Source organism: Streptomyces sp. NPDC046887 (assembly GCF_040644755.1).
Lineage (GTDB): Bacteria > Actinomycetota > Actinomycetes > Streptomycetales > Streptomycetaceae > Streptomyces > Streptomyces lichenis.
The window spans coordinates 84139-104019 of sequence record NZ_JBEYXH010000003.1 but is presented as its reverse complement, the minus strand read 5'-3'; the positions used below and the strand labels follow the sequence as shown (position 1 = coordinate 104019).

Genomic DNA, 19881 nt, shown 5'->3' with positions numbered 1-19881 from the left:
CATGCCGAACGGAGACAACTGGCAGGGCGATGTCCTGCGCGACCTGCGCGCCGGGGCCGCCCCCCGGCCCGGCGCGGATCCGGCCGTCCCCCAGCAACCGCAGTCGCAGCAGCAGCCCGGGGCCGCCCCCGCGGCCCCTCAGCCGAGCGCCCCGGCCTCCCCCGAGCAGCCCGCCCCCGCCCCGGCGGCCCCGCAGCCCGCCCCCGCGCCCGCCGCCCCGCACGGGCCCGCGCCCACCACCGCGTACCCGCAGGCCCCCGCGGCCCCGCGACCGGCCCCCGCCGCGTACCGCCCGCAGGCCCCCCGTACCACCACGCCCGACTCCCGCCCCGTCCTGGACAAGCAGCTGGCCGGGGTGGGCCGCAAGCCGCGACACGGGGAGGCGCTGACCGCGCGGGCGGTACGGGCCATACGGCGTACCGTCTCCTCCTCCGCCGCCAGGGAGGTCGCCGAGACCACCCGTACCGCCGAGCTGCTCCAGCAGCCGGTGACCACCGGGCGGCAGATCGCCGTCACCTCCATCCGCGGCGGCGCCGGCAAGTCCACCGTGGCCGCGCTGCTCGGCCTCACCTACGCGCACTACCGGCAGGACCCGGTGCTGCTGGTGGAGGCCGACCCGGCGCTCGGCTCGCTGCCGCTGCGGCTCGGCGCCGAGACCCTGCGCTGGACCACCGGGGACCTCGCCGGGATCGTCGAACCGCAGATGTCGCTGCTGGACGTCACCGGCTATCTGGTCCAGCTGCCGGACAACGCCTGGCTGCTGCCCGGCAGCCAGGGCCGGATCGGCGCCATGCTGGACACCCCGGCGTACGAGCGGGTGATGGTCTCGCTGCGCCGCTACTTCGGCGTCACGGTGGCCGACTGCGAGACGCTGCCCGCCGAGGTGGCCCGGGTCGCGCTCTCCGCCGCCCAGGCCCGGGTGCTGACCGCGCCCGCCACCCTGGAGGGCGTCGCCAGCACCCACGCGGTGCTGACCTGGATGCAGGGCCTGCCCCCGCACGTCATCGCCGGCACCGTGGTCGTCCTCACCGAGCTCGTCCCGCACACCGGGCTGGACCTCGACCGGGCCCGCGAGCAGCTGGCCGCCACCGGGGCGAGCGTCCGGCACCTCCCGTACGACCGGCATCTGGCGGCCGGCGGCACCATCCGCACCGAGCTGTTCGCCCAGCCCACCCGGCAGGCCGCCACCCGGATCGCCGCCGAGGTCTTCCGGCTGTCGCAGCAGCGGCGCTGAGGGCGAGGGACACCGCATGAGCACCCGGCTGATACACCGCCCCGCCCGGACCACCCGGCCGCCCGCCGCCTCCGAGGCCCGCGCCATCGAGGCGCCGCCCAACCTCCCCGAGGGCAAGGGCGGCAACATCGCGATGTCGCTGCTGCCCGTCGCCGGGGTGATGTCGTCCGTGGTGATGATGACGGTCGTCCGCAACAGCCAGTTCGCCGCGCTCGGCGCGCTGATCCTGGTCGTCACCGTCATCGGCTCGCTGGCGCTGGTCTTCTCCCAGCGCGGCAAGGCGCAGCGCACCCGCCGCACCCAGCGCGAGGCCTACCTCGCCTATCTGGAGGACCTGCGCGAGGAGCTGTCCGGCGAGGAGCGGGCCCGCCGGGAGCACGCCGGGGTGCTCAACCCGCCGCCGGACTCGCTCTACGACATCGTCCGCGACCCGGCCCGGCTCTGGGAGCGGCGCCGGCTGGACGCCGACTTCCTGCGGGTGCGGGTCGGCACCGGCGAGATGCCGGTACGGGATCTGAGCATCACCGACCAGGGCTCCTCGGTGCTCACCCCGCCGGACCGCTTCATGCTCAACGAGGCGTCGGCGCTGATGGACCGCTTCCGCACCGGCACCGAGCTGCCGCTGACCGTGCCGCTGGACCGGGTCGGCAACATCAGCGTGGTCGGCCCCCGGGAGGACTGCCTGCGCCTCGCCCGCGCCCTGATGGTGCAGACCGCCGCCCTGCACGCGCCCGACGACGTCGGTCTCGCGCTCGCGGTCCCCGGCGACCGGCTGGCCGACTGGGAGTGGGCCAAGTGGCTGCCGCATCTGCTGGACACCGACCAGTTCGACGGCCCGGTGGCCGCCCGCCGGATCGCCCCGTCCGCGCCCCAGCTGGCCCGGCAGCTCGGAGCCGAGCTGCGCCGCCGCGCCTCCTACGCCGCCGAGGTGCGGCGCGGGCTGGCCGGCCGGGACGCCCTGTCGATGTCGTCCCGGCTGCTCGTGGTCGCCGACGGGCACGGCGAGGACGCGGTGGACCTGCCGCTGCCGGACGAGGCGGTGGGTCTGCGCGAGATGGGCGTCACCGTGCTGCATCTGCTGGAGCGGCGGGTGCAGGAGCCCGGCCACGTCGGGGTGCGGATCACCGTCGAGGGCGACCGGGTCGCCATCGAGGACCTGCGCGAGGAGGAGCCGATCGGCGCGCACGGCACGGTGGACGAGGTGGGCGTCCCGTTCGCCGAGGGCCTGGCCCGGATGCTGGCGCCGCTGCGGCTGTCCGCCGAGTCCCTGGTGGACGCCCCGCTCTCCGGACCGGTGGACTTCGCCGAGCTGCTGGGCATCGACGACGTGGCCCGGCTGGACCTGGCGGCGCTCTGGGCGCCGCGCGGCGAGCGCGCCTTCCTGCGGGTGCCGATCGGGGTCAGCGACTCCCGGGAGCCGGTGCTGCTGGACCTCAAGGAGTCCTCCGAGCTGGGCATGGGCCCGCACGGGCTGTGCGTCGGCGCCACCGGCTCCGGCAAGTCCGAGCTGCTGCGCACCCTGGTGCTGGCGCTGGTGGCCACCCATCCGCCGGAGGACCTGGCGCTGGTGCTGGTCGACTACAAGGGCGGCGCGACCTTCGCCCCGTTCGCCGAGCTGCCGCACGTCGCCGGAGTCATCACCAACCTGGAGAACCAGGCCGGGCTGGTGGAGCGCGTGCACGCCTCCCTCGCCGGTGAGGTCAAGCGCCGCCAGCAGGTGCTCAAGGACGCCGGGAACGTCGCCGACATCGGGCACTACGCGGCACTGCGCGCCGAGAAGCGGCCCGACCTCGACCCGCTGCCGCATCTGTTCATCGTCATCGACGAGTTCGGTGAACTGCTCACCGCCAAGCCGGACTTCATCGACCTGTTCCTCTCCATCGGCCGCATCGGGCGCTCCATCGGCGTCCATCTGCTGCTCTCCAGCCAGCGCATCGAGGGCGGCCGGCTCAAGGGCCTGGACACCTACCTCTCGTACCGGCTGGGCCTGCGCACCTTCTCCGCCGACGAGTCGCGGACGGTGCTGGACACCACCGACGCCTTCCATCTGCCGCCGCTGCCCGGATTCGGCTACCTCAAGGTGGACACCAGCCACTACGAGCGGTTCAAGGCCTCCTATGTCTCCGGCGGCTACCGCGGCCCGGCCCGGCGCGAGCAGGAGGAGGACACCGGCCCGCTGGCGCTCGCCTACGAGGCGTTCAACACCCTGGGCGAGGCCGAGGACTCCGGCGCCCCGCAGGAGGCCGCCGGGCGGCGCCGGGAGACCGGCCCCACCGAGCTCGGCGTCATGGTGGAGCAGCTGGAGAACGCCCCCACCGCTCCGGTACGCCGGATCTGGCTGCCGCCGCTGCCCTCCGCGATCGCCCTGGACCGCATCGCCGGGCCGCTCTCGGCCGGGCCGCGCGGAATGCAGCTCACCGCCCGCCGGGGCCCGCTGCGGGTGCCGCTCGGGGTGCTGGACGACCCCACCCGGCAGTGGCAAGGGGACTGGTATCTGGACCTCACGGTGGCCGGCGGGCACGCCGCCGTCATCGGCGGCCCGCAGTCCGGCAAGACCACCCTGCTGCGCACCCTGGTGCTCTCCCTCGCCCTCACCCACACCCCGAAGGAGGTCGGCGTCTACGGTCTGGACCTGGCCGGTGGCGGTCTGGCCGCGCTCGCCGGGCTCCCCCACGTCGGCGGCATCGCGAGCCGCGCCGACCGGGAGCGCGCCGCCCGCACGGTGGAGGAGGTGCGGGGCATGCTGGCGCTGCGCGAGGAGCTGTTCCGCGAGCACGCCATCGATTCCGTGGAGCAGCTGCGCACCCTGCACGCCACCGGCCGGCTGCCCCAGCTGGCCTCCGCCGAGATCGTGCTGGTGGTGGACGGCTTCGGCGCGCTGCGCGACGACTTCGACGAGCTGGACGACGCGGTGGTGGACATCCTCAAGCGCGGCGGCGGCTACGGCATCCATGTGGTCGCGGGCATGCTCCGCTGGAACGACGTGCGGATCGCCACCCAGTCGTACTTCGGCACCCGGGTCGAGCTGCGCCTCAACGACGCCACCGAGTCCAGTATCGACCGCAAGCTGGCCGAGACCCTCTCCCCCGACGAGCCCGGCCGGGTGCTGACCGACGGCAAGCTCTTCGCCCAGGTCGCCCTGCCCCGTACCGACGGTCTGGCCGACGCCGCCGAGCTGGGCGCCGTCCTGGAGCGCACCGCCCGCCAGGTGCGCGGCGCCTGGAGCGGGGAGACCGCACAGCCGGTACGGGTGCTGCCGCACGTCCTGGAGCCGTACGAGCTGCCCGGCCCGGTCGCCGAGCCCAACCGGGTGCCCATCGGGCTGGACCAGACCGCGCTGGCGCCCGTGCTGCTCGACCTGTTCGCGCACGACCAGCACCTGGTGGTGATGGGCGACAGCGAGTGCGGCAAGACCAGTCTGCTGAAGACCATCGCCGGGGGGCTGGTGGAGCGGTACGGGGAGGACGAGCTGGTCCTCGCGGTGATGGACCCCCGGCGCGGGCTGCGCGGGGTGGTGCCGGAGGAGTTCCTCGGCGGTTACGCGTACAACGCCAAGCTCTGCGGCGGACTGGCCGCGGGCATCGCCACCGAGCTGGAGAAGCGGCTGCCGGACGACACCGCCCGGCTGGAGGACCTGGAGCCGGGCAGCTGGGGCAGCGGTCCGCGGATCGTGGTCCTGGTCGACGACTACGACGTGCTGACCACGGCCGGCCAGTCCCCGCTGACGCCCTTCCTCCCGTACATCCCCTCGGCGGTCGACATCGGTCTGCACTTCGTGGTCACCCGGCGGGTCGCGGGCGCCTCGCGCGGGATGTACGAGCCGCTGGTGCAAGGGCTGCGCGAGTCGGGGGCGTCGGCGATCGTGATGGCCGGCGACCGCAGCGAGGGGCAGCTGTATCCGGGCGTCTACGCCTCCCAGCAGCCGGCCGGCCGGGGCGTGCTGATCCGCCGGGGCCAGTCCAACCGGCTGATCCAGACGGTGTTCACCCCGTGAGCCTGACTTCTTGATGACGACGATGACCACGAAGGACCGGACCGCCCCATGACCAAGGACGTCATCGCGCTCACCGCGCGCATGCCCGACCCGTTGACGGTGCTGGCGGGGCTGCTCTCCGGCGGCCCGGACAAGCTGGTGCACACCGCCGGCCAGGACGCCGTGGTGCGGCTCTGCGACGAGCGGGGGCGGCCGCTGGTCTCCGTGGAGGCGCCGCTGCTGGTGCAGGTCGCGGGCGAGGCGGAACGGCTGCTGGGGGCGAGTGCGCCGCCGGTGCCGTTCTGGTGGACCGAGGCCCGGGCCACCACCGGGGTGGCGGAGGCCGAGCGGCTGGCGGGCACCTTCGCGGCCCGGCTGGCCTCGCTGGCCGGCGGTACGGCGTGGCCGCCGGAGGCCGCGCGGTCGCTGGCCGTGGTGCCCTCCGAGGAACCGGAGGCCGCCGAGGGGGTGGTGGTGGCCCCGCCGGCGGAGGCCGGGTCGCCCGCGGTGGACGTGCTCACCGAGCAGGTCGCCGTGGTGATCGCGGACCGGCCGGTGGTGGCGATGACGGCCTGGCTGGCGGACGCGTTCCGGGCGGCGGCCGAGGGCGGCCTCGGGCTCCAGGTGGTCAGCCCGGCCGGCACCACGCTCTCCCCCGCGGTGCGCTCCGCGCTGTCGGACTGGCCGTCCCGGTGGGTGGTGCAGGACGAGCGGGACGGCTACTACGACGGGCTGTCCGGGGCGGTGCTGGCCTGGCAGGGCGGGATGTTCGCCCCGGTCCCGGCGGAGGACTCCGGCCCGGCGGAGGGCTCCGCCCCGACGGAGGACTTCACCCCGACGGAGGGCTCCACCCCGACGGAGGGCTCCACCCCGACGGAGGACTCCACCCCGACGGAGCCGCGCGCCCGGGTGGCCGCCTCCTACCAGGAGGGCGTACGGGACACCGGCGAGCGGCAGTTGGCGGTGACCTTCCGGACGGTCCGGCCCGCCGACGACCGGCTGGTGCTGGGCGGGGCGCTGGAGGCGGTGTGGCGCGAGCTGACCGGTGCGGCGCCGGCCGGCTGGGGCACGGCGGAGCCCGCCAACCTGCCCTGGTCGCCGCGCCGGCTGACGGATGTGGCCTTCGAGCGGGCGCCGGAGCCGACCTGGGCGGTGGTGGTCGGCAGCCCGGAGCGGCCCGGCCTCGCCACCGTACGGGTCGGCCGGACCACGGCGGGCGTGGAGGAGGAGGTCACCCTGGCGTTCGGCTACGGGCCGGACGAGGAGCCCCCGCTGGAGGCCGTGCGGCGGGCCGCCGAGGTGCTCGCCACCCGCCATCACCTGCAGTCGATGCTCGTACAACTCCGCAAAGCCCGGCGCGATCTGGCGGTGCCTCCGCGTTTCGAGGGGCCCGGGGTGCCGGTGGCCTTCGTGCTCGGCGCGGAGGAGGTGCGGGCGATGCCCGGGGACCGCGCCCGCCGTACACCGCTGGCCGAGGCCCCGGTCCCGCTGGGCGCCAAGACCCGGCCGGCGCTCTACTACCCGCTGCCCGGCGACCCGTCGGACCTGTCGGGGTGGCGGGACTTCGAGCGGCTGATGCGGCATCTGAAGGGCGAGTGAGCCGGGGGCGCCGGGCCGGTGGCCGGCGCCTGTGTCATGCCTTCGTCACAGGTAGGTGAGGGTCCGGTGATTGCCGATTGCAGCCGCGACGCTTGACTTGATAGGCATGTCGTACATTCGATTCATACGATCGACGCGGTCGCCCCGGTGGCCGGCCTCGGTCACCGCAGTCTTCCATCGCAACGGGGGTGGTTCCGATGAAGTTCGACATGGGGGCGCAGGTCCTGTCGACCCTGATGTCCAAGTCGCAGAGTTCGAGCACCGATCTCGGCCTGCTGATCCGTCAGCTGATCCAGGCGGCGGCGCCCCTGGAGGGCAAGTTCCAGGGCTCGGGCAAGGTGGCGTTCGACTCGTTCAAGTCGCGGTCCGACGAGATCACGGCGGCGCTGAACAGCGCGCTGTCCGGCATCCTGGGCGGCCAGTCGGGCATGGAGACGGCGTTCAGCACCGGTGACACGGAGCAGGGCGACAACGCCAAGACGACCGAGTCGTCGGCCAACTTCGACGCCGCGCGCTTCGGGGGCCGCTAGCCCCGAGCCGTACGCACCGGGCCGCTGGTCCCGAGCCGTACGGCGCACCCGCACACCCGACCCGTACACCGGTCGGGCCCGCGCACCGAACCCGCGCGGGCCGCCGGTCCCGTACACCGATCCGAACCACGGGGAGCTGAAAGCCGATGACCGATCGTCGTGCGTACGACACCGGTGCGTCCTCCGAGGCGCAGACCAACATCCAGGCGGTGGTCGCCCGCCTGGAGCAGGTGATGACGGCACGTGACGCCCAGGTGGCGGCGGCGATGACCGACTTCGCCGCCGACGGCGTGGCCGACGAGTACCACGGCAAGGAGCTGCGCTGGAAGTCGGCCTCCCAGGAGGTCCGCACCATCATCCAGCTGCTCAAGACGACGCTGGAGAAGAACGACGTGACCGCGCAGCAGACCCTGCAGCGCGCCAAGTCCGCGGTCGACGGCATCGGCTGACCGGGCACAAGGGCCGCGTCGCGGCTGCGTCACGCGAAGAAGTCACGGGGGAGCGTTCATGACGGGATGGGACATCCAGCCCCAGGGCGTACAGGGCCAGCTCAAGGTCGTCGGCACCCATGCCGGTGATCTGGAGAAGGCCCTGAACACCCTGGTCACCGATATGCAGGAGGCCGCGCAGGCGGCCGGGACGGCGGTGCCGGGCTCGGCGGCCGAGACGACCCTGCAAGGGCCGACGGCTTCCGGCAAGCCGCTCACCCAGAAGGCGAGCGGACCGGTGGGCGCGGCGCTCGCCGAGTACATGAACGGCCGCAAGACCACCCACTTCGAGCCGATGGCGCAGCGCATCCAGGCGGCGGTGCTGGGCGCCGCCAAGGCGACCAACGAGTACGTCCAGGGCGATCTGGACCAGGCCAAGGAGGCCCAGGACGCGGCGCGCCAGGTCCGTCTGGACCTGCTGAAGGAATCCGGGGGCAAGAAGTGAGCGAGAACCAGCCGGTCAACCCCGCCGAGGTCCCCGTCTTCACCGGCAACCTCGAAGTGCTGGACTCCAAGGTGAAGGCGCTCTCCGGCACCGGGGGCAAGATCGCCACCGCGGCCGGTGACGTGCACACCTCCTTCGGCGGCTTGCGCGCCTTCTACCAGGCCCCCGAGGCGGAGCAGCTGTTCGCCACCACCCAGCCGGTGAAGGACAAGGCCCTCGCCATCAGCGGGGACATGTGCACCATCGCGGGCGCGCTGGGCTCGTACGCGAACGAGGTCCGGCCCCTGAAGCAGAAGCTGGACGACCTGCGCCGGGCCGCCGTCGACTTCCGGACGAAGATCGCCGAGGACGACAAGTGGCGTGAGGACCTCGACCTGGTCGAGGAGAACAACGACCGCCGCAACGAGATCGCCGAGGTCTGGACCCAGTTCCAGGCCGCCGAGCGCTCCGCCCACGCCAAGATCGTCGCCCTGGTCGGTGGCAAGGCCCTCAAGGTCAACGACGGCTCCAACGGCGAGGGCATGTACGGCTACGACGCCGAGGCGCTCAAGGGGGCCAAGAGCCTGCCGTGGGGCGACGCGGTGGAGGAGTCCACGCCCTGGTGGCAGGTGTGGGAGCACGCCTACGACTTCGGCAAGGGCATCATCGTCGACGGGGTGTGGGGCACCATCAAGGGGCTGGGCACCCTGGTCGGCTTCCAGGGCTGGGACGCCGCCGGGCAGGCCTGGAAGGGGCTGGGGCAGCTGGCCACCGGTCTGGCCATCACGGCGACCCCGCTGGCCGCCGTCTACTGGACGGCGGACGACAAGGACCTGCCGGCGTGGCTGCGGGACTCCCGTACGGCGATGAAGGAGACCGGCAAGGCGCTGGTCGCCTGGGACCAGTGGGGCTCCAACCCGGCGCGGGCCGCGGGTGCGGTCACCTTCAACGTGCTGACCACCGTGTTCACCGGTGGCGCGGGCGGTGCGGCGGCCGGCGCGGGCAAGGCGGGCGCGGTGGCCAAGGCGATCTCCTTCGCGGGCAAGGCGGGGCGGGCGATCGACCCGGCCACCTACCTGTTCAAGGGCGCCGGCATGGGCTTCACCAAGATCGGCGACGCCATGTCCGGCATCAAGGCCATGGGCAACATCGACATTCCCGCCATCCCCGAGGGCACCGTCATCCTCCCCGAGGGCTCCCTGGCACTCCCCGACGGCACCATCCGGCTGCCCGACGGCGCCGAGCTGCCGCCGGGCGGCATCGAGATCCCCGCCGACACGGTCCGCCTCCCGGACGGCGCCGCCGTCCCGCCGGGCGCGGTCGACCTGGGCGACGGCGTGGTGAAGCTCCCCGACGACACCCCGGTCCCGGCCGGAGCGACCCCCCTGGAGGAGGGCACCGTCGCCCTCCCCAAGGACACCCCGGCCATCCCCCACGACTCCCTCCCCCTCCAGCAGGTGGACGAGGCCTCGGACGCCCGCTACTTCGACCGCGAGGGCAACCTCCGCGACGGGCACGGCAAGATCGTCAGCTCCTACAAGGACGCCCCCACGGACGTCGTGGACCGCGCGACGACCCCCGACGGCACCCCCGACGCCCCGACCTCCGGCGCCGACAACCCCCGCGTGGACACCCCGCAGAAGGTCCCCGCCCTGGCCGGCGCCGCCGTCCACACGGGCGACAACGCCCCGATCCACCTGGGCGGCGGCCTGGACACCAACCTCGGCGACGTGGGCCGGGTGGGCGACGACCTGCCGGGGCGCGTGGGCGACGACCTGCCGGGGCGGGTCGGCGACGACCTGCCGGGGCGCGGCCCGGGTGGGCTGGGGAACCACGGCCCGGGTGGGCTGGGCGACAACCTGCCTGGTGGGCGGGCGGGGGACCACCTGCCGACGAACGAACTGAACAACGGCGCGAGCCGGGGCGGCGACCACGTGCCGGGCGGTGGCCACGGCGACGGCGCCTCGGGCGGCCGCGGCGACGGGGCCGGTACGGGCGGCGGAGGCCGCGACGTCCCGGGCGGCCACGGCGACGGGCCCTCCACGGGCGGCGGCCGTGACATCCCGCCCGGCGGCTCGGTGGCCGACAACGGGGTGCCCGGTGGCTCGGGCGCCGACGGCCTCCCCGGCTCCGGCCACCCGGACGCCCCAGGCGCGGGTGCCGCGGACGAGGGCGCGGCGGGCGCGGGTGACGAGGCGAGCACGCCCACGAACCACGAAGGCCAGGGCAACGACAGGGGCGCCGAGGGCAGCGGTGGCGAACGCGAACTGACTCCAGAAGAGCGCAAGGCCATCCAGGATGAACACGTAAGGAAGGCCAACGACCCGGACAAGACGTGGTACAACGCGCACTACGATTCGATGAACCGTCGTAGGAGTGTCAACACGCCGGTAGACGGGGTGCAGTTGCCGCAACTTGTCAAACTGCCCGACGGCAGCCTGATCGCCGCGCACAACCTGCCAAGCGGCCCCTCCGAGATCAAGTTCGGGGGCAAGCCGCTTGGTCCGGACTCGGTTCCTCCAGCCAACCAGTCCCTGCTCGACGACGCCGCGGCGAATCGCAAGGTGTCCGTGGACCTCGTCAACGCGATGAAGGCACATGACGACATGCCGACCACGGCAACGGAGGACGCGCTCAGAAAGGCGCAGGAGGCCTACCAAGCGCGGTTGGGCGACCAACCGAACAACAGCAAGATCTCAGAAGCCCTCGGCGAACAGGCTGCCGAACTACACGTGATACCCCACAAGTTCGGTAATGCGGAGAACATCCCGCTGCCGAAGACTCCTAATGGCGCCAACATGTTCGACCAGGTGTACAAGCTTGATGACGGCACCTACCTCATCGTCGAGGCGAAGGCACCGTCCGGAGATCTCGACTGGCGCCACGGCAAGGCCGACCCCGATCCGGCGAACCCGGATGATCACGGTGGCGCCGCAGGCCTCCGCGTCAAGCAGGGCACCAGAGTGTACGTACGTACAATTCTCGGTGAGATGCAGAGTCGCGGTGGCCGGGACGCCGAAATCGCCGCCACACTCCGAACCGCCTTGCGTGACGGAAAACTGCAGTACCTCATGGTCAAGGCCAACGAGCCCAATGGCTCCTCCTACGCTGGTGCCAGGTACGACTACTTGAAGATCTAGAACGTGAAGATCCAGCTGGAGGAGGACACGTGGTGACGCGCATCCCGCGACACGACTTCCACACGGGCAACGCCGCCGAGGCGATGGCACCGGTGATCAAGAGTGCGGAGGACGTGCTCGAGGAGATCGAGACATCGGAGTTCGACCGCTTCGACGCTCTGGACTACACCCTTACCGCCGCGAAGTGGCGGTGCCTGACCGACCCCGCCGCCGGCGAGTTTCCCACCTGGGAGGCATGGGTCACCACCATGCAGACCGGTTCGGCGCTCTTCGCGGCTGGTACGGCGAAGGAGGGCCCCGTACCCTGCCGAATTGGCAGTATGGGAGAGGTCAAGCAGCTTCCCTCCACCGGGCCACAGGACTACCTGCACGCCGGAAACTGGCTCACCTCCTACTACCTCGCGGTGATCTGCCGAGAGAACGAACGGGCCGACCGGCTTGCCCGGGTTCCGGTGTCCTTCTTGCGAGCGTCCGGCACCGAGTTCGACGACTACATCTATCCCTGGGTCGAGTCCCTTCAAAACGCCTGGTTCCAGCGACCAGAGACCTGGGACACCCTGGTCGCTGCCGTGGACGGCACCGATCCCGAGAGCACCCGGGTGGCCAGCAAGGAACTCATGCTGAAGATCCTCTATCCGCCCGTCGAGCTCTTCCACCGCTATCAGCGCCAGGAGGCCGAGCAGTTCAACGCCGCTTTGGCCGATGCCCTGACCTGGCACAAGGAGTACTGGACCGCGAATGAGGCGCGGTCGGTCAGCGGCGAGGGCCTGGTCGCCGTCGGACCGCTCGCCATCGCATGCATGGCGTACGACGCCGGCATCCCGATCGAGGTCGAGTCGGAGTACTTGCCCAAGCACCTCCTCCAGCGCACCTGGGTGGGGGAGTACCAGACCTGACCAACGTCTACCGGCGGCCGTGCCCGACTTCGGACCGCAGATGGCGTGACGGAGACATGGGCATGGCGCGGTGCTCGCGGTAGCCGCGCAGCAGCCAGATCGGATTCCAGCGCGACTTCTTCCGTGGTGAGTCTCGACATCGACCCCTCAGGGCGTCGAACCGGGTCTCGCTCAGCGACTATTCCACTGTGACGAGCTGGACACCGGAGAAGTCGCCGACTACCCGGAACAGGCTTCTGATCAACCTCGACGAGTACAACAACGGAATCCTGAATGCAATGAGCCAGGAGTGGCATCCGGACGGTTCCTCCGGCCGAGGGCACCGTCCGGATGGGCTCCGTCCGGAGCCGGTTCAAAGCCCGTACGCCAAGGATCGGCTCCCGGCGCTCCAACGCCTGGGGAAGCCTCGCTCATGGTCACTCGGCCTACCCGTGCCGTACTGCCAACGGCCGCTGGCAGTCGTGCTCGTGAAAGCGGGTCCGGCCGACCAGCACCGAGCGTCCAGGAGGATTGTGTGACGGTGCTGATGCGCGCGCCGAGGGAGTGTGGCTCGTGGTGGTGGGACCTGGACGGGGTGACGGCGCCGGGGCTCGGCCCGGCGCTGGCCACGGCCGCGCGGATGGCTGACGTACTGGAGTCGGGCGGGTTGCTGGAGCCGGCTTCGCTGGAGTGGAGCTGGTGGCAGATGGGGAAGGGCGGGCTGGGGTTGCACAGCCGTCTGGATCTCGCGGGGCGGCGGATCGACGCGGCGTCGGTCGCCGGGCAGGCGGAGGCGTGCCGGCCGGCCGGGTATCCGGCGGCGGAGATGTCCTCGATCCTGGTGGTGGGGCGGGGGATGTGGTGGGACGGGAAAGGGAATTCCCGGTGGGAGCCCGGCCTGGTGGAGCTCACCCTCTCACCGGACCCGGTCAGTTCCTGGGCCGAGCTGGCGGTCTACCACGATGTCTGGGCCCGGTACGACTTCCGCGGCAGGCCCCAGCCCGCGGTGCACGCGCGGAACGCCCCGCGCCTCGCGGCGGCCCTGCGCGGGCTGGATGCCCTGCTGGGAGTGGACGGGGAGCCGGGTGAGCCGACCTACTTCGGCACCGCCGTAGGGCATGGGCTCAAGGTGCCGGATGTGATCGACGGGCTCGGGCCGAACCTCACCGATCTGCTGTGACGGGGTGGGGTGGGTCAGGCCACCGCTGTCAGGTGGCGGGGGCGGGTGGGGGCGAAGGTGGGTGTGAGGGTGTGGGCGCAGTCCCGGACGAGGGGCGGGATGGCGAGGTGGGCGGGGCGCGGCTCGTGGGCGAGGTTGTGGTCGAGGAGGGTGTCGAAGAGGCGTTCCACGGCGGTGGGGTCGAGGCCGGTGACGGCGCAGGCGTCGGGGATGTCGTGGAGGGCGGCCGGGTGCAGGGCGAGGGCGCGGGCGGGGTGGCGGAGATCGGCGGGCAGCCGGGCGTGGGAGAGGGCCAGCAGGGACATCAAGTCGCGGTCGGCGGTACGGAGCAGGGCAGTGCGGCCCGCGGTGGTGCGCAGGCGCGTCGTCAGGTCCGCCAGGGTCCAGGAGGGGCGGTCGCGCAGCCGGGTGGCGGCGAGCCGCAGGGCCAGCGGGTGGTGGCCGCAGAGGGCGGCCGTGTCGGTCAGGGGTGAGGCGGCGCGGGGGGTGCCGGCGACGCGGCGGAAGAGGGCTTCGGCGTCGGCGGGGGTCAGCGGGCCCAGGGGCAGGGAGCGGGCGCCGTCCGGGGCGGCCGGGCGGTGGCGGGTGGTGATCAGGGTGAGCGTGTCACCGGTGCCGGGCAGCAGCGGGGCCACCTGCGCCGCGTCGGCCGCGTTGTCCAGGACCAGCAGGGCGCGGCGGCCGGCGAGGCGGGCGCGCCAGACCGCGGCGCGTTCGGCCAGGCCGGTCGGAATGGCCTCGGGCGCCGCGCCGTCGGAGCGCAGCAGCACGCCCAGCGCCTCCTCGGGGGTGAGCGGTGCCCGGGAGGGGCTGAAGCCGTGCAGGTCGAGGTGGTACTGGCCGTCCGGGTGGTCCGCGGTGCGGCGGTGGGCGTAGTGGACGGCCAGGGCCGTCTTGCCGATGCCGCCCATGCCGTCGATCACGACCGTACGGGGGGAGCCGGGGCGCTGGTCGCCGACGGCCCGGTCCAGCAGCGCCAGTTCGGCGGTGCGGCCGGTGAAGTCGGGGAGGTCGCGCGGGAGGTGGTTGCCCGAGGTGAGGCGGGTGGGGCGGGTGGGCGGGACGGCTTCGGGCCTTGGACGCGGGTGGGGCGCGTCGGCGAGGACCTGGGCGTGCAGGCGCCGCAGTCCGGGGCCGGGCTCCAGGCCCAGTTCCTCGGCGAGCAGCCGGCGCCCCTCCTCGTAGACCGCGAGCGCGTCGGCCTGCCGGCCGCTGCGGTGCAGGGCGAGCATCAGACTGCCGCGGAGGGCGTCGCGCAGCGGATGCGCGGCGCTCAGCGTGGACAGTTCGGCCACCAGGGAGGCGGCCTCGCCCGCCGCGAGGCGCAGTTCCATCAGCTCCTCGACCGCGGTGAGCCGCTGCTCGTCCAGGCCCGCCGCCGCGGCGGCCACCGCCGGGCAGTCGATGCCCGCGAAGGCGTCGCCGCGCCACAGCTCCACCGCCGACCGCAGCAGCCCCGCGGCCTCGGTGTCGCGGCCCTCGCGCCGGGCGGCCCGGGCGGCGCGCACCCCCTCGGTGAAGCGGTGCGCGTCCACCGCGCCGGGCGGCACGTCCAGGCGGTAGCCGGTGTCCGCGGTGACCAGGCCGCCGCCCTCACGGGTGGCCAGCGCGGCACGCAGATCGCGGATCGCGTTGTGCACCTGGTGGCGCGCGGAGGCCGGCGGGTCCTCCCACAACCCGTCCACCAGGGTGTCCATCGGCACCGTGCGGCCGGCGTCCAGCAGCAGCAGTGCCAGCAGCCGCCGGCGGCGCATTCCGCTGAGCCGGACCGCTCTGCCCGACTCGCGTACCTCCAGCGGTCCCAGAACCAGGAACTCCACTCTTCCCACCCCCGATGTGCCGCCCTGTGCGGCGTGACTGCGCTGCCACGACGCTAGGCGCGGGGGCCTCGCGGGAGCCATACGACTACCCCCGACGGCACATGCCGTACCTCCAAGGAAACACGCCGGAACCGGACATTCCGGCTCTAGGTTCACGGTATGTCCCAGGCACTCGCACCTCGCCTCCCCCAGTCGTCCATCTCCGTCGCCGCGGTCGCCGGCATCCGGCGCCCCGGGGTCCGCCTCACCGCGCGTACCGTCCGGCACTGTCTGCGCGAGGCGCGTCCGCTGGTGCAGGTCATGTTCGTGCTGCGGTTCGTCACGGGCGCGCTGCTGACGGCCTCCGCCGCGCACCACCGGCCCAACGCCCCGCATCTGCTGCTCGGCGCGGCCGCCTGGTGGGCGGCGACGGTGAGCGTCTATGTCTTCAACGGGGTGAGCGACCTGTGCGAGGACCGGGCCAACGGATCGCGGAGACCACTCGCCAGCGGGCTGCTGACCGAGTCGGCGGCCCGGCGGGCCGTGGTGGCGACCGCCCTGGCGGGACTGCTGTTCGGCTGTGCCGCGGGGTGGCGGGTGGCCGAGTCCACCGCCGTCTTCCTCACCCTGGGGTACGCCTACTCCGCCCCGTCGATCGCCGCCAAGTGCCGTTCCTGGTCCGCCTCGGCGGTCACCTGCGCCGCGGCCGGGACGACCTATCTCGCCGGGGTCGCCGCCTCGGGCAGCGCGCTCACCGCCGAGGCCGCCGTCTTCGCCGTGGTGCTCTCGCTCGGTGTGGGACTGATAGCCGCCGTCGCCAAGGACCTCGGCAGCACCCGGGGCGACGCCCTCGCGGGTCGGCGCACCCTGGCCGTGGTGCGCGGCGAACGTGCCGCCCGGCGGTTCTGCGCCGCGGCCGGGGCGGCGCTGGCCCTGCTCCTGGCGGCCGGTGCCGCCTGGGTGCGCCAGCCGCCGCTGGAGGCGGCCGCGGCCGTCTTCACCGTCGGAGCGCTCTGTGTGGCCGGGCGCTGCCTGCGGATACGGGGAGGGGAGGACCGGCCCCGGGGCCCGTACCGGAGCTGGATGTTCACCCAGTACGCCGTCCATCTGACCGCGCTGGGCGCGCTGCTCTGGACGTGAACCCGCGGGCTCTACCGGGTCGTTGCCCCCGCAGCGAAGGGGCCGCCGCCGGGCTACCGGGAGGGGCCGCCGGGCCGGAGGGGCCGCCGGACCGCTATGCCCCCGGTGTCCGTTCTCGTCTGCATTTTCGACCGTTGTTATGATCCCGCAGGGTGGGTGAGTGTGGGGAATCGTGCCGCCCGGCCGTGATCGCTCCCCACATGGGGGGGGGAGCGCGCCGTGGGACTTTCCGCCGATCCGGCGACCGACCGGACCCGGCTGGTCGACACCGCCGTCGCCCGCTACGCCGACGGCCTGCGGGAGGCCGGCAATCCGCTGGTGCTCCGCCCGGAGCTGTGGGTCTCCTGCGAGAAGCAGGCCCGGCAGATCCTCGGCGAGTGCGTCGACACCCTGCTCGGCATGCCGGTGGAGGTCGCCGCCGAGGCCGAACTGGTCTCGATGGCGCTCGGGGTGCAGCGCTCCGACGACCATGTCCCGCCCATCGACTCGGTGCACGCGGCCCGGCTGCTGTTCGACGTGGCGGTCGGGACGATGACCGAGACCGCCGCCCGGCTGCCCGCCGACCTCGTGCTGTCCCGGTTCCTGACCGCCGTACGAATGCTGCACGAGGCGATCTTCACCCGGGTCAGCGCCGCCGCCATCGGCTACGAGTCGGCCACCCTGCGCGATGTGGGCCAGGCCAGCACCGCCCGCCGCCACCGGATCGCCCGCGATCTGCACGACCACGTCGGCAGCAGCATCAGCCTGGCGCTGCGCTGCCTCGACCTGTACGCCCTGGAGCAGGCGAACGGGGTCACCGCGCCGCGCGACCGGCTCGCCGACGCCCGGCAGGCGCTGCGGGACGTGTTCGGCTTCACCCGCTCCATGGTCAGCGGGCTGCGCGTCAACGAGCTGCACGACGGGCTGAAGGAGGAGATCGACGCCTACAGCGCCGCCGCCTCCGATCGGCCCGCTGAGGTCCGCTGCCGGATCGACGGTGACGAGTCCTGGCTGCCGGAGCAGGCCCGCCAGGAGCTGTTCCTGGTCATCCGGGAAGCCCTGCGCAACGCCTTCGCCCATGCCCGCGCGGACCATATCGACATCCTGGTGAGCGTTTTCCCCGACGCCGTGCACGCCACGGTCGCCGACGACGGGGCCGGGCTGCCGCCCCTTCTCGACGGCGGGGGCACCGGACTGACCGCCATGCGGCAGCGGGTCGCCGCGCTCGGCGGGACCCTGGAGCTGATCAGCGAGCCCGGTCAGGGCACCAGGATCGGTCTGCGGTTCCCCCTCGGCGGCGGCGACGGGGCCGAGGAGGGCGGACGGTGAGCGCGGAAGCGGACGCAGGCGTCGGCGCCGGAGCCGGCGGTGACATCCGGGTGCTGGCCGTGGACGACCACCGGCTGCTGCGCGAGGCGCTCTGCGAGCTGCTGGGGCTGTACCAGGGCCTGACCGTGGTCGCCCAGGCCGACGACGGGCCCGGCGGGGTGCGCATGGCGGGGCTGCACCGGCCGGACGTGGTGCTGCTGGACGTGGAGATGCCGGGGCCGGGGCCGCTGGCCAATCTGCGGGCCATCCGGCTGGCGGCGCCCGAGGCCCGGGTCATCGTGCTGACGATGCATGACGACCGCCGGCTCATCGACGCGATGCTGTCCGCGGGGGCGGTGGGTTATCTGCACAAGGAGGCCGACCGGGAGGTCCTGGTCGCCGCGATCCGCAGCGCCATGGCGGGCGGCACCACCATGTTCCTGCCGCGCACCGCGAAGGGCTCCCGGCCGGAGCGGGAGACCGACCCCGCCGACTCCCTCACCCTGCGCGAGCGGGAGCTGATGGAGCTGGTCGCGGAGGGGCTGAGCAACCGGCAGATCGGCAGCCGCCTGGGGATCACCGAGGGCACGGTCAAGCGTCATCTGCGGAACATCTTCGACAAGCTCGGCGCCACCTCCCGGCTCGACGCGGTCAACCGGGTGCGGCCCTCGCGCCGCTACTGACGCCGCTGCCGGTCGGTTCCTTCGGCCCGTTCGCGGCGGTCGGCGGCCAGCAGGGCGAGCGCCGGGAGCAGGGTGAGCGCGGAGACGGCCAGCAGCCGGACGAAGGAGTCGGCGAACGCGGCCGGCACCAGCCCGTGGTGGGCCTCGGCGGCCCGGTCGAGGACCACCGTGGCCACCGCGAGGGCGATGGTGCCGCCGATCCGCTGGACCAGGTTGAGCTGGGTCGAGGCGTCCGGGATGGAGCGGGGCTCGATCGACTCGAAGGCCCGGGTCATGGCCGGCACGATGGTCAGCCCGGTGCCCAGCCCGCGGACCGCGAGTCCCACGCAGAGCAGCCCGTACGGGGTGGTGGACGACAGCTGGGTCAGCGGCACCGTCGCCAGCATGGTGAGGACGATCCCGGCCACCACGGTGGCGCCCCCGCCGATCCGCTTCATCAGCGGGCGGCAGGCGAGGCCCGCGACGACCACACCGGTACCGCCGGCCGACATCAGCAGCCCCGTGAAGACGGCGCTCTCGCCGCGGGCCGACTCGAAGTACAGCGGGATCAGCATCATCGGGGCGAACAGCACGAAGCCCAGGCAGAAGACCGTGGTCGCGGCCGTGCGGTAGACCCGGTGCCCGAACAGCCGCACATCCAGCAGGGGCGCGGCGGCGCGGAGCTGGTGCCGTACGAACACCGCGCCGCTCAGCACGGCCGCGGCCAGCGGCACCAGGAAGGCGGGGTCGGCGGAGAGGCCGGTATCGGCGAAGGCGTGCACGGCGAGGACCAGGCAGACCGTGCACAGGGCCGCGGTGACCAGGCCCAGCAGGTCAAGGGGCCGGCCCGGGCCACCCGGGCGCCCCCGGTCCCGGGCACCCTGGCCGTCCGCGGGGACGCGGCGTACGGCGAGCAGGAGCAGCACCGCGCAGAGCGGGAGGTTGACGGCGTAGACGGCCCACCAGCCCCAGGCGCCCACCAGCAGCCCGCCGACGGTGGGCCCGAGCAGCGGGCTGATCAGCATGACGCTGCCGTTCAACGCCTGCACTCGGCCCAGGTGTTCGCGCGGCATCCCGCTGGTGAGCAGGATCGTGGCGACGGGGGTGAGGACGCCCGCGGCCGCGCCGGACAGCCCGCGGGCGGCGACCAGCTCGGGCAGCGTCCGGCTGAGGGCGCAGGCCGCCGAGCCGGCGGTGAAGAGGGCGAGGGCGGCGATGAACGTCCGGCGGGGGCCGAAGCGGGAGGCCAGCCAGCCCGCGGCCGGCATCAGGGCGACCAGCGCCAGCAGATAGGCCGTGACGACCCACTGGACCTGGGTGATGGCGCCGAAGCGGGCGGAGGTGTCGGCCAGCGAGACATTGACGATGGTGGTGTCCAACTGGGCGAGGAAGGCCCCGCCGATGGAGACGGCGATGGTGAAGACGGCGGTGCGGGTGGCCCTCGCCACCGCGGGGGCGGGGCCCACCGGTGAGGCCGGGGGCTCGGTGCGCTGGGTCAGGGACATACGGGGTCGTCCTTCGTCCTTCGGGTGGAGGGTCGTTACGGGGCC

General features: G+C 73.4%; 14 protein-coding genes. 12 read left to right on the top strand and 2 right to left on the bottom strand.

From position 1 onward, the window contains the following. The first annotated feature begins 1 nt into the window (after position 1). The 9 genes from ABZ945_RS05170 to ABZ945_RS05130 all read left to right on the top strand — a co-directional run bounded on the left by ABZ945_RS05170 (position 2) and on the right by ABZ945_RS05130 (position 13443). A complete protein-coding gene (locus ABZ945_RS05170) occupies positions 2-1234 on the top strand; it encodes a MinD/ParA family protein (protein ID WP_361264096.1) in 1233 nt (410 codons plus the stop codon). A 16-nt stretch (positions 1235-1250) separates the two neighbouring features. Continuing rightward, the gene (eccCa, locus tag ABZ945_RS05165) at positions 1251-5228 is read left to right on the top strand and encodes a type VII secretion protein EccCa (protein WP_361264092.1); all 3978 of its coding nucleotides are present in this window, start codon (positions 1251-1253) and stop codon (positions 5226-5228) included. Positions 5229-5276: 48 nt separating this feature from the next. After that, on the top strand, positions 5277-6806 hold the full coding sequence (locus ABZ945_RS05160) for a DUF6177 family protein (RefSeq protein ID WP_361264089.1): 1530 nt from the start codon (positions 5277-5279) through the stop codon (positions 6804-6806). Positions 6807-7003: 197 nt separating this feature from the next. Beyond that, entirely contained in the window at positions 7004-7336 is a 333-nt protein-coding gene (locus ABZ945_RS05155) for a hypothetical protein (RefSeq protein ID WP_361264086.1), read from the top strand. A 146-nt stretch (positions 7337-7482) separates the two neighbouring features. After that, positions 7483-7785, top strand: coding sequence for a pore-forming ESAT-6 family protein (locus ABZ945_RS05150; RefSeq protein WP_361264083.1), 303 nt, complete (start codon positions 7483-7485; stop codon positions 7783-7785). 58 nt (positions 7786-7843) lie between these two features. Beyond that, the gene (locus ABZ945_RS05145; RefSeq protein ID WP_361264080.1) at positions 7844-8269 is read left to right on the top strand and encodes a DUF6507 family protein; all 426 of its coding nucleotides are present in this window, start codon (positions 7844-7846) and stop codon (positions 8267-8269) included. Next, the gene (locus ABZ945_RS05140; RefSeq protein ID WP_361264077.1) at positions 8266-11388 is read left to right on the top strand and encodes a hypothetical protein; all 3123 of its coding nucleotides are present in this window, start codon (positions 8266-8268) and stop codon (positions 11386-11388) included. Before ABZ945_RS05145 ends, ABZ945_RS05140 begins: the two co-directional genes overlap by 4 nt. A 29-nt stretch (positions 11389-11417) precedes the next feature. Next, the gene (locus ABZ945_RS05135; protein ID WP_361264074.1) at positions 11418-12284 is read left to right on the top strand and encodes an immunity 49 family protein; all 867 of its coding nucleotides are present in this window, start codon (positions 11418-11420) and stop codon (positions 12282-12284) included. Between the two features lie 514 nt (positions 12285-12798). After that, the gene (locus ABZ945_RS05130; RefSeq protein ID WP_361264071.1) at positions 12799-13443 is read left to right on the top strand and encodes a hypothetical protein; all 645 of its coding nucleotides are present in this window, start codon (positions 12799-12801) and stop codon (positions 13441-13443) included. Positions 13444-13457: 14 nt separating this feature from the next. Here ABZ945_RS05130 and ABZ945_RS05125 read toward each other — a convergent pair whose 3' ends face one another. After that, positions 13458-15263, bottom strand: a complete 1806-nt coding sequence (locus tag ABZ945_RS05125) for a BTAD domain-containing putative transcriptional regulator (protein ID WP_361264068.1) — start codon at positions 15261-15263, stop codon at positions 13458-13460. A 159-nt stretch (positions 15264-15422) separates the two neighbouring features. Here ABZ945_RS05125 and ABZ945_RS05120 point away from each other — a divergent pair, with 159 nt between their 5' ends. The 3 genes from ABZ945_RS05120 (at position 15423) to ABZ945_RS05110 (ending at position 18352) form a co-directional block, all read left to right on the top strand. After that, complete coding sequence (locus tag ABZ945_RS05120) at positions 15423-16382, top strand: UbiA family prenyltransferase (RefSeq protein WP_361264065.1); 960 nt, start codon at positions 15423-15425, stop codon at positions 16380-16382. Positions 16383-16601: 219 nt separating this feature from the next. Continuing rightward, a complete protein-coding gene (locus ABZ945_RS05115) occupies positions 16602-17690 on the top strand; it encodes an ATP-binding protein (RefSeq protein ID WP_361264062.1) in 1089 nt (362 codons plus the stop codon). After that, a complete protein-coding gene (locus tag ABZ945_RS05110) occupies positions 17687-18352 on the top strand; it encodes a response regulator transcription factor (protein WP_361264059.1) in 666 nt (221 codons plus the stop codon). Before ABZ945_RS05115 ends, ABZ945_RS05110 begins: the two co-directional genes overlap by 4 nt. Here the strand turns inward: ABZ945_RS05110 and ABZ945_RS05105 are convergent. Then, positions 18346-19836: a DHA2 family efflux MFS transporter permease subunit gene (locus ABZ945_RS05105; protein WP_361264056.1), complete on the bottom strand. Its 1491-nt coding sequence runs from the start codon at positions 19834-19836 to the stop codon at positions 18346-18348. The genes ABZ945_RS05110 and ABZ945_RS05105 overlap by 7 nt on opposite strands. Between the last annotated feature and the right edge of the window lie 45 nt (positions 19837-19881).

Excerpts from the sequence above, each read along its gene's own strand:
- ABZ945_RS05170 (WP_361264096.1), top strand. The coding sequence starts at position 2 with ATGCCGAACGGAGACAACTGGCAGGGCGATGTCCTGCGCGACCTGCGC.
- eccCa (WP_361264092.1), top strand. The coding sequence starts at position 1,251 with ATGAGCACCCGGCTGATACACCGCCCCGCCCGGACCACCCGGCCGCCC.
- ABZ945_RS05160 (WP_361264089.1), top strand. The coding sequence starts at position 5,277 with ATGACCAAGGACGTCATCGCGCTCACCGCGCGCATGCCCGACCCGTTG.
- ABZ945_RS05155 (WP_361264086.1), top strand. The coding sequence starts at position 7,004 with ATGAAGTTCGACATGGGGGCGCAGGTCCTGTCGACCCTGATGTCCAAG.
- ABZ945_RS05150 (WP_361264083.1), top strand. The coding sequence starts at position 7,483 with ATGACCGATCGTCGTGCGTACGACACCGGTGCGTCCTCCGAGGCGCAG.
- ABZ945_RS05145 (WP_361264080.1), top strand. The coding sequence starts at position 7,844 with ATGACGGGATGGGACATCCAGCCCCAGGGCGTACAGGGCCAGCTCAAG.
- ABZ945_RS05120 (WP_361264065.1), top strand. The coding sequence starts at position 15,423 with ATGTCCCAGGCACTCGCACCTCGCCTCCCCCAGTCGTCCATCTCCGTC.
- ABZ945_RS05105 (WP_361264056.1), bottom strand. The coding sequence starts at position 19,836 with ATGTCCCTGACCCAGCGCACCGAGCCCCCGGCCTCACCGGTGGGCCCC.